At 72.8% G+C, this 16,089-nt stretch carries 16 protein-coding genes; 6 read left to right on the top strand and 10 right to left on the bottom strand.

Features of this window, described 5'->3' with window-relative positions; all coding sequences use genetic code 11:
• Positions 1-233 precede the first annotated feature (233 nt).
• From J7462_RS03450 to J7462_RS03440, 3 genes are all read right to left on the bottom strand, one after another.
• Complete coding sequence (locus tag J7462_RS03450) at positions 234-1,514, bottom strand: multidrug effflux MFS transporter (protein ID WP_255597567.1); 1,281 nt, start codon at positions 1,512-1,514, stop codon at positions 234-236.
• A 135-nt stretch (positions 1,515-1,649) separates the two neighbouring features.
• On the bottom strand, positions 1,650-2,603 hold the full coding sequence (locus J7462_RS03445; protein ID WP_219461696.1) for a siderophore-interacting protein: 954 nt from the start codon (positions 2,601-2,603) through the stop codon (positions 1,650-1,652).
• A 232-nt stretch (positions 2,604-2,835) separates the two neighbouring features.
• Positions 2,836-3,396 (bottom strand): GNAT family N-acetyltransferase, encoded by a 561-nt coding sequence (locus tag J7462_RS03440; protein WP_219461695.1) that lies wholly within the window; start codon positions 3,394-3,396, stop codon positions 2,836-2,838.
• 458 nt (positions 3,397-3,854) lie between these two features.
• Between J7462_RS03440 and J7462_RS03435 the strand changes: the two genes are divergently transcribed.
• The 5 genes from J7462_RS03435 to J7462_RS03420 all read left to right on the top strand — a co-directional run bounded on the left by J7462_RS03435 (position 3,855) and on the right by J7462_RS03420 (position 8,175).
• On the top strand, positions 3,855-4,559 hold the full coding sequence (locus J7462_RS03435; RefSeq protein WP_219461693.1) for a tryptophan 2,3-dioxygenase family protein: 705 nt from the start codon (positions 3,855-3,857) through the stop codon (positions 4,557-4,559).
• Positions 4,560-4,998: 439 nt separating this feature from the next.
• Entirely contained in the window at positions 4,999-5,817 is an 819-nt protein-coding gene (locus J7462_RS33155; RefSeq protein WP_308290723.1) for a tryptophan 2,3-dioxygenase family protein, read from the top strand.
• Positions 5,790-5,993, top strand: a complete 204-nt coding sequence (locus J7462_RS31760) for a hypothetical protein (RefSeq protein ID WP_255599269.1) — start codon at positions 5,790-5,792, stop codon at positions 5,991-5,993. The genes J7462_RS33155 and J7462_RS31760 overlap by 28 nt, the downstream gene beginning before the upstream one ends.
• A complete protein-coding gene (locus J7462_RS03425) occupies positions 5,990-7,156 on the top strand; it encodes an aminotransferase class V-fold PLP-dependent enzyme (protein WP_308290722.1) in 1,167 nt (388 codons plus the stop codon). Before J7462_RS31760 ends, J7462_RS03425 begins: the two co-directional genes overlap by 4 nt.
• On the top strand, positions 7,153-8,175 hold the full coding sequence (locus J7462_RS03420) for a methyltransferase (RefSeq protein WP_219461689.1): 1,023 nt from the start codon (positions 7,153-7,155) through the stop codon (positions 8,173-8,175). Before J7462_RS03425 ends, J7462_RS03420 begins: the two co-directional genes overlap by 4 nt.
• Before the next feature lie 43 nt (positions 8,176-8,218).
• Here J7462_RS03420 and J7462_RS03415 read toward each other — a convergent pair whose 3' ends face one another.
• A complete protein-coding gene (locus J7462_RS03415; protein WP_219461684.1) occupies positions 8,219-9,235 on the bottom strand; it encodes a methyltransferase in 1,017 nt (338 codons plus the stop codon).
• Positions 9,236-9,292: 57 nt separating this feature from the next.
• Here J7462_RS03415 and J7462_RS03410 point away from each other — a divergent pair, with 57 nt between their 5' ends.
• Positions 9,293-9,673, top strand: a complete 381-nt coding sequence (locus tag J7462_RS03410; RefSeq protein ID WP_219461681.1) for a YccF domain-containing protein — start codon at positions 9,293-9,295, stop codon at positions 9,671-9,673.
• Between the two features lie 87 nt (positions 9,674-9,760).
• On the opposite strand, the gene mnhG is transcribed toward J7462_RS03410, so the two are convergent.
• Genes mnhG through J7462_RS03380 form a run of 6 tightly spaced genes read right to left on the bottom strand, consistent with a single transcriptional unit; the run spans position 9,761 to position 15,947 of the window.
• Positions 9,761-10,126: a monovalent cation/H(+) antiporter subunit G gene (gene mnhG / locus J7462_RS03405; RefSeq protein ID WP_208566100.1), complete on the bottom strand. Its 366-nt coding sequence runs from the start codon at positions 10,124-10,126 to the stop codon at positions 9,761-9,763.
• Positions 10,123-10,386, bottom strand: coding sequence for a monovalent cation/H+ antiporter complex subunit F (locus J7462_RS03400; protein WP_088645903.1), 264 nt, complete (start codon positions 10,384-10,386; stop codon positions 10,123-10,125). Before J7462_RS03400 ends, mnhG begins: the two co-directional genes overlap by 4 nt.
• Positions 10,383-11,060: a Na+/H+ antiporter subunit E gene (locus tag J7462_RS03395; RefSeq protein ID WP_308290721.1), complete on the bottom strand. Its 678-nt coding sequence runs from the start codon at positions 11,058-11,060 to the stop codon at positions 10,383-10,385. Before J7462_RS03395 ends, J7462_RS03400 begins: the two co-directional genes overlap by 4 nt.
• A complete protein-coding gene (locus tag J7462_RS03390) occupies positions 11,057-12,637 on the bottom strand; it encodes a Na+/H+ antiporter subunit D (protein ID WP_219461678.1) in 1,581 nt (526 codons plus the stop codon). The genes J7462_RS03395 and J7462_RS03390 overlap by 4 nt, the downstream gene beginning before the upstream one ends.
• Positions 12,634-13,128, bottom strand: coding sequence for a Na(+)/H(+) antiporter subunit C (locus tag J7462_RS03385; RefSeq protein WP_219461674.1), 495 nt, complete (start codon positions 13,126-13,128; stop codon positions 12,634-12,636). The genes J7462_RS03390 and J7462_RS03385 overlap by 4 nt, the downstream gene beginning before the upstream one ends.
• Positions 13,125-15,947 (bottom strand): Na+/H+ antiporter subunit A, encoded by a 2,823-nt coding sequence (locus J7462_RS03380; protein WP_219461670.1) that lies wholly within the window; start codon positions 15,945-15,947, stop codon positions 13,125-13,127. The genes J7462_RS03385 and J7462_RS03380 overlap by 4 nt, the downstream gene beginning before the upstream one ends.
• Positions 15,948-16,089 lie beyond the last annotated feature (142 nt).

Raw genomic sequence — 16,089 nt, 5'->3', positions numbered from 1 at the left:
TAGCACGGTTGCGGATTGCAGATGTGGTCTAGGGGTTCAAATCCTCTGGTAGTCGCCAACAAACGGCAGGGCGGGCCCTCGGGCCCGCCCTGTTCGCCTCGTGCGCGCCGGTGCCCGCGCCGCCGGGGCCGCCGGTGCGGGCGACCGCGCCGGTCACGGGCCTCACCCTCTCCGCCGCTGTTCACACCGTTCGCGGCCGGAGTAACCCGAGTCGACGTGTCCGGCCGGTCCCGTCAGTGCACGACGACCACTGCCGAGGGCGGTTCCAGGTCGGCGAGCCGGGACGGGCGGACCACCAGGAACAGCACCGCCAGCGCCGCCACCATCCCACCCGCCACCACCAGCGCCATCGCCACCGCACCGTTGCCCAGCACCCCCACCATCGGCGCGGCCACCGCACCGACGCCGAACTGCACGGCACCGAGCAGGGCCGACGCGGTGCCGGCCGCCTCGCCGTGGCGGGACAGCGCCAGCGCCGGGGCGTTCGGCATCGCCAGGCCGGCCGTCGCCAGCACCACCCATAACGTCACCAGCAGGGCGGGCAGCCCGCCGAATCCGGTCACGGCGAAGGCCAGCAGCGCCAGCCCGGCCAGCGTGCCGACGCTCAACGAGGTGACCAGGATGCGCTGCGGGGAGAAACGACGCAGCAGCCGTACGTTGTACTGGGCCGCCCCGATCAGGCCCACCGCGCCCGCCCCGAACGCCAGCGCGAACTGCTGCTCGTCGAGCCCGTACCCCTCCTGGAGGACGAAGGACGAACCGGCCACGTACGCGAACAGCGCCGCCATGGCCAGGCCGGCGACCAGGACGAGCCCCACGAAGGTGCGGTCGCGCAGCAGTGAGCCGTACAGGCCGACGGTCGTCCACACGCCGCCCCGTTGACGACGGGCGGCCGGCAGGGTCTCGGGCAGGCCGATCACGGCGAGCACAGCGAGCAGCACGCCGAAGACGGCAAGCGTCACGAAGACACCCCGCCAGTCGGTCCAGCGCAGCACTCCGCCGCCGAGGGTGGGGGCGAGGATCGGCGCCGCGCCCATCACCAGCAGCAGCCGGGAGAGCAGGGTGGCGAAGGCGGTGCCGTCGAACAGGTCACGCAGCACCGCCATGGCGACCACCGTGGCGGCGGCGACGCCGAGGCCCTGCACCACCCGCAGTGCGCCGAGGACGGCGATGTTGGGGGCGACGACGCAGAGCGCCGAGGCCACGACGTGCACCGCGAGCCCGACGATCAGCGGGCGGCGGCGGCCGACCGCGTCGGAGAGCGGCCCGATCAGCAGTTGACCGAGGGCCAGCCCGGCGAGCGTGCCGGTGAGGGTCAACTGGACGGCCGCCGAAGTGGTCGCGAAGTAGGTGGCGATGGCCGGCAGCGCCGGCAGGTACATGTCGATGGTCAGCGGGCCGATGGCGATCAGCGAGCCGAGGACGAGAACGAGTCGCACGCGCTGCCGGCGGGTCATCAGGTCGCCCGGCGTCGACGCGACCTTCGGCGACTGGTCGTGGACGACATCGGTCATCGGGAAGGCTCCGCCCGGTCGGGGCGCGGCCGGACGGTAACGGGTGCGAAGATCACACCTGGCTTCAAATCCGGATCCGCTGTTCTGATTCCCGCTCCACCGAGAGGTAACGCGGGTCACAACCGCTGGTCACGCTCAGGCCGGGTCCGTCCGGCCGTGCCGCCAGTACCCCATGAAGGCGACCGCGCGCCGGTCCATGCCCCGGTCGGCGACGAGGTGCCGGCGCAATGCGCGGATGACGCCGGCCTCCCCCGCCAGCCAGGCGTAGACCGGCACCGGCGAGGTCGGGGTCGGCACCTCCCAGAGCAGAGCCTGGTCGACGTCGACGTCGACGATCGGGCCGGTGGGGTGCACGCCGACGTCGCAGAGCAGGTGGTGTGCCGCGGCGGCGACGGCGGGTAGCAGCCGACTGCCGTGGTCGCCGCCGTCGCGGGGCAGCCAGTCGACCGTGACCCCGGGCGGCGCGACGAGCGGCAGCACGTCGGCCCGGTCCGGCACCTCCAACAGCACCCGGCCCCGGGCGTCGAGGGGCAGCCGCTCCAGGATGGCGCTGATCGCCGGTACGGCGGTCTCGTCACCGGCCAGCAGCAGCTGACCGGCGGCCGGGGGGCGGAACTCGATGCCGCCGTGGTCACCGTGGTAGCCGGCGTCGGGTCCGAGGAGGCCGGCCTCGTCGCCAGGGCGGGCCCGCAACGCCCACCGACCGGCCGGACCGCTGTCGCCGTGCAGCACGAGGTCGATGTCGACCTCGGCCAGATACGGCCGGACCGCCCGGACGGTGTAGGTGCGGATCGGGCAGCGCTCGTCCTCGGGCAGCGCCCGCCAGTGGGAGTACCAGTCGACGCCGCCGGGCAGGTGGACGCCGGGCCGGCCGGGCAGCGGCAGCACCAGCTTGATCCGCTGGTCGTAGCCGTTGTCGGCGAACCGGTCGAGGTCCGGGCCGGTGAAGGTGACCCGCAGGAAGGACGGGCTGAGTCGACGCACCGCGCGTACCTGTACGTCGAACAGCCGCCAGGGGGCCGCGGGCAGGGTCGTGGTGCCGGTGGCGTGGTGGGGCTCCCCCGCCGGGCGAACTCGATCACTAAGCACGTAGGTGAGGCTAACCTAACCAAGAAGATGAATGGCGAGGTGGCCTACCCCGTCCCCGTTCGGGTGAACCGCCGTCGCGGCCACGCCACGTCGCGGCCAGGACCACGCGGGTCTCGACGTGGCGACCCGGTCAGGACCACGGGGCGCACCCGACCCTGCGGCACCGTCGGCGGGCACGACCGGCGGGTACGACCGGCGGGCACCGGCGGCGGGCACGACCGGCGGGCGGCGGTCAGCGACCCGGCGCGACCCGGTCGAGGAACATCAGTTGGGCGCGCTTGTCCGGCAGGTCGATCTGCGGGCCGGGTACGAAGCCGGCGCGGGCCAGCCGGTCGACGGCACGGGTGTTGCGGGCGTCCGGCTCGGCCACGATCCGCAGCCGGGTCGGATCAGCCAGCACGAACGCGAGGAACGCGTCGAGGAGCACACCGGTGAAGCCGGGCTCCGTACCGCCGTCCGGGGGGCCGATGAGCAGGTGGACACCGAAGTCACCGGGGCGCACCTCGTAGCACCGCCCGACCGGGTCGGCGGCCGGCTCGTAGGTCTGGAACAGGGCCACCGGGCGGCCGTCCCGGTGGACCAGGTACGCGTGATGGGTGCTCAACGAGTCGAGGTACGCGTATATCTCGTGCACCCGCTCGCGGTCGGCGTCCCGCATGCCCCAGAACCGGGACCGCTCCCGGGTGACCCAGTCGTGGATCACCTCGACGTCCCGGTCGGGCCGCACCGGCCGGATGGTCACCTCACCGAATCCGTCGATCAGACGCGAGGCGGAGGTCGACACCGTCGCCATGGCACTCCTTCCGGGACCGAACCGTCGACTCACGAGCCGTCGACCCACGAGCCGTCGACCCACGAACCGCCACCGCCGCTGCCGACCGCCGCAGCCGATGGGTAAGGACGACCCAACCACGCATCCGCACAGTAAGCAATCGAACACTCCGAGTACGCCCGAATTCCCGGCCGGACCGCCCTGCCCACGCAGCCCCCGTCGGGCGAGCGCGGAGTGGGTCACCCACCCCGGACCTCGCCCGGGCCGGGCGGATGTGACACGTCAGGCACCGTTCGGCATTGACGAAAGGAATTATTCATGTTAGCGCTCACATGCTGAGAGAAAAAGTGCGTTTCCTCCCCCGGAGCCGACCACCCTCCACTTCGGGAGGGGGGTGACACATTGCCGTTCTTCGTTGGATAATTGCACCGTTGAGCGCCGACATCCGTGCCGCGCCGGCATTTACCGGAGGGACAGTCGTGAAACGTGACCAGTCACCCGTGCTGCCCGGCGACGGTCCTACGGACTACGCCCGCTACATGCGCACCGGTGAACTGCTCGATCTGCAACGCCGCCCGGAGGAGGTGCTGCACCGCGACGAGTTGCTCTTCCAGGTCGTACACCAGTCCACCGAGTTGTGGCTGAAGCTGGCCGGGGCCGAGCTGAGCGCCGCCGTGGCGCGGACCGAGGCCGCCGACCCGGCAGCGGCGGCGGAGCTGCTGGCCCGTGCGACGCTCGCGGTGCGACTGGTCACCGACCAGTTGGCGATGTTCGACCATCTGGCACCGATCGACTTTCAGACGATGCAACCGGCGCTGGGCAACGGATCCGGTGCCGAGTCACCCGGCTGGCGTCAGGTCGCGTCGGTGAGCCGGCAGCTCGGCCGGGCCTTCGCCGGGCAGCTCGCCGACCGGGGCGCGACGCTGCACACCCTGCCGCCGACCGACCCGACACGTCGGCTCGCCGAGGCGATGGCCGGATGGGACGAACAGGTCTCCCGGTGGCGGGCACGTCACTACCAGGTCGCCCTGGCCGTCGGTGGGCACCCCGCCGACGGCAGCCCGTCCAGCCCGGCCACGATGCTCGCCAAGCTCGTCGAGCACCGGTTCTTCCCCGAGCTGCGACCGGCCCGGCCGAACACCGACACGCCGGTGTCGGCCCATTCCCGCTCCGCAGAAGCATGACGACCAGCGCCACTCGAAGAATCGTCGGCGCCTCCCTTGACATACCCCCACCCGAGGTGCGGATCGTGCTTGAGCTGACCAGCTGGTCGTCCGGTACGGCCGATCCCGAGAGATTTCCCTACGATGCGGTTGTCACCGAATTTCAACGCGTCGGCAAACACTTCGTCAAAAAGGAACTGCTGGCCCTGCTGGATCAGGTCCGCGCCCGGGTGGGCACCCGGACGCCCCCCGCCCGCCAGCTGTCCACCTTCCTCGACGTGGCGCTCGACAAGTGGGACGACCGGTACGACTACCGCAGCTACCTGGCCCTGCCCCTGCTCCCCCTGCCCGCCGCCGGGCCCATGGACACCCGCCCGGCCGGGCCGGCCCGTCGACCGGCCAGACCGACCAGACCGGGCCGACCGGGCCGGCGACGCGGGCCGGGCAGAGCCAGCAGGCGGTGCGGGCCGGGCGGGCCGGCGGGCGGCGGGAACGCGACCGGCTGCTGGTCGACCTCGTCGCCGACGCCCTCGCGTTCGAGTTGGCCGTCGCGACCGATGCCACCGATCTGCTCCCCGAGCAGCGGCCGGAGCCGACGGTGGTGGCCAAACGGTACCGACTCGGGGTGCGGGCCGGGATCTCCGCGCTGACCCGGCTCGGCCGTGTCGGGGCGGTCACCGACCCGCACCCGGTGACAGCGACCCGGGACCCGGTGGCGGCGGCGACGGCGCTGCACCGGCTCGCCGTCGCCGGCCGTGATCCCGCCCGGGAGCGGGTCCTGCGGCTGAGCATGTTGCCGGTCTACGTCTCCCACGACGAATACCTGTTCATCCGGGTCCTACAGGCGTACGAGTGTGTGTTCGCCGGGGTCGCCGAGGAGTTGCGGGACACGATCACCGCGCTGGCCACCGGTCGTCCCCACCGGGCCGCCGCTTCGCTGGCGTACGCCCGGGAACTGATCAGCGACGCCGGTCCGCTCTTCTCGCTGCTGGCCACCATGCAACCGGCGGCGTTCCGGACGTTCCGCGATTACACCGAGGGGGCCAGCGCGATCCAGTCCCGCTCCTACAAACTGATGGAGTCGCTGTGCCGTCCGCCGACGCCGGACCGGTTGGACTCCACCGCGTACCGGTCGGTGCCGGAGGTGCGTGACCTGGTGCGGTCCGGCCAGCCGTCGATCGACCAGGCCTACCGGGCGGCGGTCCGCGACGGGCTGCTGCGGGGCCCGACCAGGCGCTGGTACGCCAGCGGATGGCGGCCTTCGCCGAGGCCGTGCTGACCTGGCGACGCACCCATCACCGGCTGGCGACCCGGATGCTCGGCAGCCGTTCCGGCACCGGTTACACCGAGGGCACCCCCTACCTGGCGGCCGTCCGCGCCGATCCGGTCTTCACCACCGTATCCGCAGACCCGGGCACCACCCGGGTCGACCCGATTGGAGGCTGCTCCGAGTGAGCGGACCCGACACCCTCCCGGCAGGCTGCCTGGACACCGCCGCGCACACCACCCTGCGCGCCGAGTTCCCGCTGCTGGAAACCTGCGTCTACCTGGGCAACAACTCCACCGGCGCGTCGCCCCGGGGCGTCGAACGGGTGCTCGCCGACTACTGGGCCACCCTGCGCGACTGGCGCGACGACGTGTGGCAGGGCTGGCACGTCGGCCTCGACCGGTACGCCGACTCGGTCGCCGCGCTGCTCGGCGCACCGCCGGGCAGCGTGGTCACCGACGCCAACCTGAGCACGCTGCTGGTCCGGGTGCTGTCCTGCTTCGACTACCGCCCGCCGCGCGACCGGATCGTCACCACCGACCTGGAGTACCCGACGGTGCCGTTCATCGGCACCGCGTTCGGCCGCTACGGCGCGCGGCTCGACGTGGTCGGCACCGGCGGCCCCCGGTTCGACGAGGACGCCCTCGAAGCCCGCATCGACGAGCGGACGCTGCTGGTCTGCGTACCCCATGCGAGTTTCTCCTCCGGGGCCACCATCGACCTGGCCCGGCTGGTCGCCCGCGCCCACGCCGTCGGCGCCCTGGTGGTGGTGGACGCCTTCCAGACCGTCGGGGCGGTCCCGCTGGACGTGACCGCGCTCGGCGTCGACGTCGTCCTCGGCGGTGCGCACAAGTGGCTGTGCGGGGCCGGCACCGCCTTCCTCTACGTCCGCCCCGACCTGGCCGAGCGGCTGGAACCGGCGGCGACCGGGTGGCAGGCCGGCGACCGGGCGTTGACCTTCCGGGTGTCGACCGGGTGGGCGGCGGGGGCGCAACGCTTCGCCGGCGGCACGCCGTACCCGTTGACCTCGCTGATCTCCCAGGTCGGCCTGGACCTGCTCGCGGGCGTCGGGATCGGGGCGATCCGGGCGCACTCGCTGGCGCTGACCCAGCGGGTCCTGGACCGGGCGGCGGCGGCCGGCATCGCGGTGGTCAGCCCCACCGACCCGCAGCGCCGGGGCGGGGTGGTCTGCCTGGACGTCCCCGACGGCGAGGCGGTCAAGCGGCGGCTGGCCGGACGCAACATGATCTGCACCTGGCGGGGCTGGCTGCGGGTCGGGCCGCACGTCTACAACACCCTCGACGAGGTCGACGCGTTCATGGACGCGCTGGCCGAGGAGCTGGACCGGTGACCGTCACCCTGTCCCCCCGGGCGCTGATGAGCCTGCTCGTCAACGGCCCCAAGGCCGTCGACGTGCTGGAGACCGCGCTGGCCCTCGGCCTGCTCGACGCGCTGGAACCCGGCCCGGTACGCCTCGACGCGCTGGCCGACCGGTTCGGGGTGCGCCCGCTGCGGCTCTACAAGTTCCTCGACTGCCTGGAGAGCCTCGGCTGCGTCACCCGCCACGAACCCGGCGACGACATCGCCGCGGCCAGCTACCGGGCGGTGCCCGGGTTGCGCGACGCCGTGCTGGCGGTGGTCGGCCCGGACGCGATCGAACGGGACCGGGACCGCTACCCGTGGCGTCTGCTGCACGGCCGGCTCGCCGAGAGCCTGCGCGGCGAGGTCGGCATGACCGACGACGACTTCGCCTGGCCACCCAGGACCGACGCGCAGACCGCCGACTTCGAACGCAGCATGGCCGCCGGGCTCGGCCCGGTGATCGAGACGCTGCGCCGGCACGCCGACCGGTTGTGGCCGGACCGGCGACGCCTGCTGGACGTCGGCGGCGGCGACGGCACGCTCGCCGCGCACATCCTCGACACCGCCACCGCCCTGCGGGCCGACGTGTTCAACCTGCCGCCGGTGGCACCGCTGGTGGCGGCCACCCGGGTCGCCCGGGGGCACCCCGACCGGCTGGGCTTCGTCGGCGGCGACTTCCTCGCCGGGCCGCTGCCGACCGGCTACGACGCGATGGCGTTCGTCCGGGTGCTGCACGACTGGCCCAACGACGTCGCCCGCCGCCTGGTGGAGCAGGCGTACGCGGCGCTGGAGCCGGGTGGGCTGCTGCTGATCGCCGAGGAGTTCCGCACCCCGGACCGGCTGGCCTTGCAGTTCTTCTGGAGCTACTTCCTGATCGGGGTGGACAGCTGCGTCAGCCGGCTGCGGGAGGTCGAGTTCTACACCGGGCTGCTCGCCGAGGTCGGCTTCACCCGGGTGGCGGTGCTGCCCGGCGGGTGGGAGCTGGTCACCGCGTACAAGCCGGGGTGAGCGGGCGGGCCGGCGGACCGTGGTGGCCCGCCGGCCGGGCCGGTCAGGGGCGGCGGGCCAGCACCGCGCCGTTCGCGCCGGGGGCCTCGAACGGCACCGTACGCACGTCGACGAAGCCGGCGTCGGTCAGCCAGGCCCGGTACTCCGCACCGGAGTAGTTCTTGCCGCCCTCGGTCTCGACGAGCATGTTCATGCCCATCAGGGCGGCCTCCGGCGGGCCGGTGCGCTCGTCGTTGAGCAGCAGCTCAGAGATGACGACCACCCCGCCGGGCGGCAGCGCGGCGAAACACCGGGCCAGCAGCGCCCGGTTGGTCGGCTCGTCCCAGTCGTGCAGGATCATGCTGAGCAGGATCACGTCGTGCCCGTCCGGCAGGGCCGGGTCGGCGAGGAAGTCCCCGGGGACGGCGCTGATCCGGTCGGTCAGGCCCGCCTCCGCGATCCGCTCCCCGGCCCGCACGCACACGTGCGGCAGGTCCAGGATCGTCGCCCGCAGGTGCGGCAGACGCAGACAGAACTCGATCGGGAACGCCCCCGCGCCGCCGCCGACGTCGAGCAGCCGGCGGTGCGCGCCGAAGTCGTACGCGTCGGCCAGGGCGCGGGCGGTGAACCGGGAGGTGGCGAACATGGCGTCCCAGAACTGGGCCACCAGCTCCTGGTCGGTGGTGTCGAACAGGGAGTCCTGCTGCTGCGGGTCCCAGGTGAGCGGCCGGTTACCGCGCAGCGCCTCGCCCACCCGGTGCCAGGGCAGGTAGGTGCGCAGGTCGGAGTAGCGCACCTGGGCACCGAAGTAGTAGGGCCGCCCCTCGACCAGGAACTGCTCGGCCAGCTCGGAGTTGCGATAGCCGTCACCGGCCCGCTCCAGCAGCCCCAGCGACGCGCTGGCCGACAGCAGCAGGTCGGCGGGGCGTTCGTCGAGCCCGAACTCGGCGGCGGCCTCGGCCACGGTGACGGTCCGGCCGCCGGCCAGCTTGGTGAACAGCCCGAACTCGACCCCGACGGCGAGGGTCTTGAAGCCCCAGACACCGGCGACGAGATGCATGAGAGGAGTGGGAGTGATCATGGGAACATAAGATCATGGAACGGTGACGCGGTGGCACGCACCCGTCACTATGGAGTAATGATTCGCTTCATCCTGAACCTGTTGTGGCTCATCCTCGGTGGCGGAATCGTGCTGGCGCTCGGCTACTTCGTCGCGGCGGTGGTCTGCTTCGTGCTCATCATCACGATCCCGTTCGGGGTCGCCTCGCTGCGGTTGGCGTCGTACTCGCTGTGGCCGTTCGGCCGGACCCTGGTCGCGAAGCCCGGGGCCGGCGTCCCGTCCGGGCTGGCGAACGTGCTGTGGGTGCTGCTCGCCGGCTGGTGGCTGGCGCTGTCCCACCTGCTCGCCGGGATCGCGCTCTGCGTCACGATCATCGGCATCCCGTTCGGCATCGCCAACTTCAAGCTCGTCCCGGCGGCGTTCTGGCCGCTCGGCCGGGAGGTCGTCGAGGCCCCCTGACCCGCCCGGGGACACCCCGGTCAGGGCAGCGACGACCCGGCCGCGACGACCCGGCGGCCGGGGCCCGAAGGCCGGGGAACACCCCGGTCAGGGCCGGCGGTCGGCGTGCAGGCGGTCGAGGTGGGCGGCGAGTTCGTCGGTGATCAGGAGATCGGTGCGGATCCGGTCGTGCGGGTAGCCGGCCCGGCCGATCATGTGGGCGGCGACCGGCGCGGTGGCCAACTGGAACGCGCCGACCAGCACCAGCGTGGTGACGTCCACCCCGGTCCGCAGCCGCAGCGCGCAGCCGAGCAGCACCAGCAGCAGGCCGAGCACCTGTGGCTTGGCCGCGGCGTGCATCCGCGACAGCAGGTCGGGGAAACGGACCAGGGCGACCCCGGCGGCGAGACTGAGCAGCGCACCGCCCAGCAGGCAGACCGCGGCCACCACGTCCAGCACCGCGTCGACGCTCACCGGTCGTCCCGGCGGGTGGCGAAGCGGGCGACGCTTACCGACCCGACGAAGCCGAGGATGGCCAGCACCACCAGGATCGGCAGCGCGGTCGCGTCCCGGCTGTAGGCGGCCTCGGTCGCCACGGCGGCCACCACGATCGCCAGCAGCACGTCGGTGGCGACCGCCCGGTCGAGCACCGACGGCCCCCGGACGATCCGGGTGAGGGTGAGCGCACCGGCCACCGCCAGCAGCACGGTGACGATCACGGCGACAGCGGTCATCTCGAACTTCCTTCCAGGGTGGACGGTGTGTGCTCCCGGATCAGCCGCTGCTCCTGCGCCGAACCGATCGCCGCGATCAACCGGGCCTCCAACTCCAGCACGCCGTCGCGGAAGCGTTCGACCTCGGCGCGGTCGCGCACCCCGAGGACGTGGACATAGAGGATGCCGGCGTCCCGGTCCACCTCGACGATGAGGCTGCCGGGCACCAGGGACAGCGCCTCGGCGGTCAGGGTGAGGTTGAGGTCGGAGCGGACCCGCAGCGGCACCGCGATGATCGCGCCCAGCGGGGGGTGCCCGAACCGCAGTGCCAGCACCGCGATCTGGACGCTGGCCACCACCAGGTCCCGCAGGAAGCGCAGGGCGAACCGCAGCAGCGGCACCGGGTGCACCCGGCCGGCGAAGGTCACCGGGGGCAGCGGGAAGACGGTCAGCACCACCAGCCCCACCACCAGCCCACCGAGCACGTTGGCCCAGCTCAGCGTCCCCCACAACAACACCCAGACGGTGACCAGGACGATCATCGCGACGGCCTGGTTGCGGCGGTGGGCCGCCGGGGTCAACGGCAGATCCTCGGGATGCACCGGCGGCGACGGTTCACCGGCACGCTGCGGCGACAGGTCCTCCGGTGGTGGCGAGAGTTCCTCGGACCGCTGCGGCGGTGGATCGTGGCTCACGGGGTACCCCCGGGGTAGACGGCCTCGACGTACGGGGTGCGCCGCAGCAGGTCGTCCGCGGCGTCGGAGCTGAGGTCGAACAGTGGCCCGGCCACCACGGTCAGCCCCAGCCCCAGCACCACCAGGGCGACCGTCGGCGCGATCATCAGGCGGGGCAGCATCGCGCCCGGGTGGGCGTCGCGGTCCGGCCCCCGGTAGGGCTGCTCCACCCCGTCGGTACGCACGGTGTGCACGCTGTCCTGCGGTTCGGGCATCTCCGGGTGCGGGCGACGCCAGAACGCCAGGTTCCACACGCGGGCGATGGCGTAGAGGGTGAGCAGGCTGGTCAGCAGCCCACCGGCGACCAGCACCCAGGCCAGCACGCCACCGTCGTCCACCCCGGCCTGGACCAGGCCGAGCTTGCCGAGGAAACCGGAGAACGGTGGAATCCCGGCCAGGTTCAGCGCGGGCACGAAGAACAGCACGGCGAGCAGCGGCGACAACCGGGCCAGCCCGCCGAGGCGGTCCAGCGCGGTGCTGCCGCCCCGGCGTTCGACCAGCCCGGCGGAGAGGAAGAGGGTGGTCTGGATGGTGATGTGGTGCACCACGTAGAAGATCGCGGCGGCCAACCCGAGCGACGAGCTGAGGCCCACCCCGAACAGCATGTACCCGATGTGGCTGATCAGGGTGAACGACAGCAGTCGTTTGATGTCGGACTGGGCGACCGCGCCGAGGATGCCGACCAGCATGGTCAACGCCGCCACCACCAGCAGCAGGTCGGCCGTCCGGCCACCGGGGAACAGCAGCGTCTCGGTGCGGATGATGGCGTACACGCCGACCTTGGTGAGCAGGCCGGCGAAGACGGCGGTGACCGGTGCGGGCGCGGTGGGATAACTGTCGGGCAGCCACGCCGACAGCGGGAAGACCGCCGCCTTGATGCCGAAGGCGAGCAGCAGCATCCCCTGCAGCACCAACCGCAGGTCGTCGGGGAGCGCGTCGAGCCGGTCGACGAGCTGGGCCAGGTTGAGGGTGCCGGTGGCCGAGTAGACCAGCCCGATCGCCACCAGGAAGATCAGCGACGACAGCAGGCTGACCACGACGTACGTGGTGCCGGCCCGGATGCGGGTCTCGGTGCTGCCCAGGGTGAGCAGCACGTAGCTGGCGACCAGCAGGATCTCGAAACCGACGTAGAGGTTGAACAGGTCACCGGAGAGGAAGGCGTTGCACACTCCGGCGGTCAGCACCAGGTAGGTGGGGTGGTAGACCGACAGCGGGGTGTCCTCGTGCCCGTCGGCCATGCCCTGCCCGATGGAGTACACCAGCACGCAGAGGGTCACGGCGGCGGACACCACCAGCATCAGCGCGGCGAGCTGGTCGGCGACGAGCACGATGCCCAGCGGCGCGACCCAGCCGCCGACCTCGACGACGAGCGGACCGTCGATCGAGGAGCGGACCAGCAGGGTGGCGGCCACCGCCACGGTCGCGGTGAGCACGGTGAGGCTGACCCACCGCTGCGCACGGGGGCGGCTGGCCAGCAGCAGGGTCAGGGCCGCGCCGAGCAGCGGCATCACCACCGGCAGTGGGACGAGGTAGTTCACGCTTTCCTCCCCCGCTCGCCGGCCGCCACCGACGCCGCCGAGGGCCGCCGGCTGTCCGGATCGGGCCGCCCGTCGCCGTCGAGCTGGTCGTCGGAGTCGGGCTGGTCGGCGTCGTCGGTGCCCGGCCCCTCGTCCCGGTCGGCCAGGTCCATGATCCGGCGGTCCTCCACGTCGTCCTGCACCTCGTCGTGGCCGTTGAGGTGCCAGCTGCGGTATGACAGCGCCAGCAGGAACGCGGTCATGCCGAGGGTGATGACGATGGCGGTGAGCACCATCGCCTGGGGCAGCGGGTCGCTCATCTCCGCCCCGTCGGTGGTGCCGACGATCGGCGGGCCACCGGCCCGGCCGCCGGTGAGCAGCAGCAGGTTGGCGCCGTTGCCGAGCAGGATGATGCCCATCAGCACCCGGGTCAGGCTGCGTTCCAGCAGCAGGGTCACCCCGGCGGCGAAGAGCACGCCGACCACCACTATGTAGGTGAGGTTGGGGGTCACACCAGCTCCTTGTCCCGTACGTCGTCGTGGGCGTCCTCCTGCTGGCGGTCCATCTCGGCGCCGAGGCTGCGCAGGATGTCCAGCACCAGGCCGACCACGATCAGGTAGACGCCGACGTCGAAGAAGACCGACGAGACGAAATGGACCTTGCCCAGCAGGGGCAGGTGCAGGTCGAGCACCGCGCTCTGCAGGAACTCCCCACCCAGCGGCATCGCCACCACTCCGGTCCCGACGGCGAGGAAGAGTCCCGCGCCGAGTACCGCGCCGGCGTCGACCGGGGCGGCGGCGTTGAGTTCCCGCCGGCCGCCGGCCAGGTAACGCACGGCCAGGGCCAGTCCGGCGACCAGCCCGGCGGCGAACCCGCCACCGGGGGCGTTGTGGCCGGAGAAGAGCAGGTAGACCGAGAACAGCACGATGGCGTGGAACAGCAGCCGGGTGACCACCTGGAGGATCACCGAGTGCCGGTGCGCCTCGAAGCCGGCGGTCAGCCAGCGCGGCCCGCCGGTGGTCGCCGGTCGGGGGCCGGGGACGGCGCTGCGCCGGTCCAGGTCCCGGGAACGGCGGAAGATCAGGCTGGCCACCCCGGTGGCGGCCACCACCAGCACCGCGATCTCGCCCATGGTGTCCCAGGCGCGGATGTCGACCAGGGTCACGTTGACCACGTTCTTGCCGCCGCCGTAGGAGACCGCCTCGTCGGGGAACCGGTCGGAGATCGGGGTGGCCAGCCGGCCGCTCCCCGCGACCCAGGCCATCCCGGACACGACCGCGCCGACGGCGACCCCGAGGGCGATCCGGCCGCGCCGGCTGGCCCGGATCGGCCGGGCCGAGAACTTCACCGGCAGCCGGCGCAGCACCAGCACGAACATGACGATGGTGACGGTCTCCACCAGGAACTGGGTCAGCGCCAGGTCCGGTGCGCCGTGCAGGACGAACATCAGGGCGGTGCCGTAGCCGGCGACGCCGACCAGGATCATCGCGGTGAGCCGGCGCAGCGCGCGGGCGGCCATCACGGCGGCGACGATCACCAGGGCGGCGACGACGGCCTGCAACGGGGTGTCCCAGGCGCGGAACTCACGGGGCCAGGGCCCGCCGGTGAGCAGCGCGCCGCCGGGCAGCACGACCAGCACCACCAGGATGATCCCGAGGTAGAACGGCAGCGAGCCCCGCTGGGTGGCGCCGGTCAGCTCCACCGCGAGCCGGTCCACCCCGGCGACCAGCCGCTCGTAGCCGGCCGCGCCGTCGACAGGGGTCCACCGGGTCGCCCGCAGCCGTCCCCGGTGCAGCAGCAGGAACAGACCGCCGCCGACCGCCACCGCCAGGGCGGACAGCCCGAGCGCCGGGGTCAGGCCGTGCCACAGCGCCAGGTGGTAACCCGGCTCGGCGGAGGCGAACCCGTCGGCGTACGGGGCGAGCAGCCCGTCGAGGGCCGGGGCGGCGACGCCGACGGCCAGCCCGGCCACGGCGAGCAGCGCCGGAGCGGCGAGGAACGACCGGCCCGCCGGGTGCGGCTCGGTCGGCGCGACCCCGGGCTTGCCGGCGAACGCGCCCCACAGGAACCGCAGCGTGTACGCCACGGTCAGCGCCGACCCGGCCACCACCCCGGCCAGCACCAGCAGGTCGGCCGTACCCCCGTGCTGGAACGCCTCGAAGGCGGCCTCCTTGGCGACGAAGCCGGCCATCGGCGGCAGCCCGGCCATCGAGGCGGCGGCCAGCACGGCGACCCCGGCCAGCACCGGCGCGCGCCGGCCGAGGCCACTGAGTTCGCGCAGGTCACGGGTACCGGTGGTGTGGTCGACGATCCCGACGACGAGGAACAGGGTGGCCTTGAACAGGGCGTGGGCCAACACCATCGCCGCGCCGGCCAGTGCGGCGTCGCGGGTGCCGGCACCCAGGACCACCATCAGCAGCCCGAGCTGGCTGACCGTGCCGTAGGCGAGGAGGAGCTTCAGGTCGGTCTGGCGCAGCGCCACCCAGGCGCCGAGGAAGAGGGTGGCCAGACCGGTGACGAGCAGCACCACCCGCCAGGCGGTGACGTCGGCGACGGCCGGGCCGAGCAGCGCGACCAGGAACACCCCGGCCTTGACCATCGCGGCGGCGTGCAGGTAGGCGCTGACCGGGGTGGGGGCGGCCATCGCCCCCGGCAGCCAGAAGCTGAACGGGACGATCGCCGACTTGCTGAGCGCACCGAGCAGGATCAGCATCAGCGCGGTGACCAGGTAGCCGCCGCCGGGCAGGTCGGTGGCGACGACCGACCAGCGGTAGCTGCCGGCGTGCTGGCCGAGCATCACGAACCCGGCCAGCATCGCGAGCCCGCCCAGGGTGGTGACCAGCAACGCCTGCATGGCGGCCCGCCGGCTGGCCCGCTTGGCCGGGTCGTAGCCGATCAGCAGGTACGAGAAGACGGTGGTGAGTTCCCAGAAGACGTAGAGCAGCAGCAGGTCGTCGGAGACCACCAGGCCGAGCATGGAACCGGCGAAGGCGACGAAGACCGAGGCGAATCGGCCCAGCCCGGGGTCGTCGGAGCGGAAGTACCTGGCGCTGTACGCCAGCACCAGCGCGCCGACCCCGCCGACGAGCACCACCATCAGCCAGGACAGGGTGCCCATCCGTAGGGCGAGTTCCAGGCCGATCCGGGGCACCCACGGCCAGGTCTCCACCACCGGCTCGCCGGCCCGGACCCCACCGGTGCGGGTCAGCGCCCAGACCAGCGTGGCGGCCGGGGCGAGCGCGACGGCGTAGAGCGCCCGGCGGCCGAAGCGGCGTACCAGCCCCGGGGCGACCACGGCTGCCAGTGCGTGGACCGCCACCAGGACCAGCACATACCCTCCTCAAAGATCAGTGTCGGCGGCCACCGACCCGATCGGGGCGGTGCGGAACCGGCGGCGCGGGGACGGGCGTCCCCGGGTCGCACGGCCACCGCGGTGGTGGCGTCACCAGTGGTTGGTCGGTCGGTGGTGGTAC

Origin of the sequence: Micromonospora sp. RL09-050-HVF-A (assembly GCF_019374995.1) — a bacterium.
In the GTDB taxonomy this organism is placed as follows: Bacteria; Actinomycetota; Actinomycetes; order Mycobacteriales; family Micromonosporaceae; genus Micromonospora; species Micromonospora antibiotica.
This window is presented reverse-complemented; position numbering and strand designations above follow the sequence as displayed.

What these genes read in the sequence shown, in the direction of transcription:
- J7462_RS03415 (WP_219461684.1), bottom strand. Translation starts at nt 9,235, where the DNA reads ATGATCACTCCCACTCCTCTCATGCATCTCGTCGCCGGTGTCTGGGGC.
- J7462_RS03440 (WP_219461695.1), bottom strand. Translation starts at nt 3,396, where the DNA reads ATGGCGACGGTGTCGACCTCCGCCTCGCGTCTGATCGACGGATTCGGT.
- J7462_RS03450 (WP_255597567.1), bottom strand. Translation starts at nt 1,514, where the DNA reads ATGACCGATGTCGTCCACGACCAGTCGCCGAAGGTCGCGTCGACGCCG.
- J7462_RS31760 (WP_255599269.1), top strand. Translation starts at nt 5,790, where the DNA reads ATGGCGGCCTTCGCCGAGGCCGTGCTGACCTGGCGACGCACCCATCAC.
- J7462_RS03400 (WP_088645903.1), bottom strand. Translation starts at nt 10,386, where the DNA reads ATGACCGCTGTCGCCGTGATCGTCACCGTGCTGCTGGCGGTGGCCGGT.
- J7462_RS03410 (WP_219461681.1), top strand. Translation starts at nt 9,293, where the DNA reads ATGATTCGCTTCATCCTGAACCTGTTGTGGCTCATCCTCGGTGGCGGA.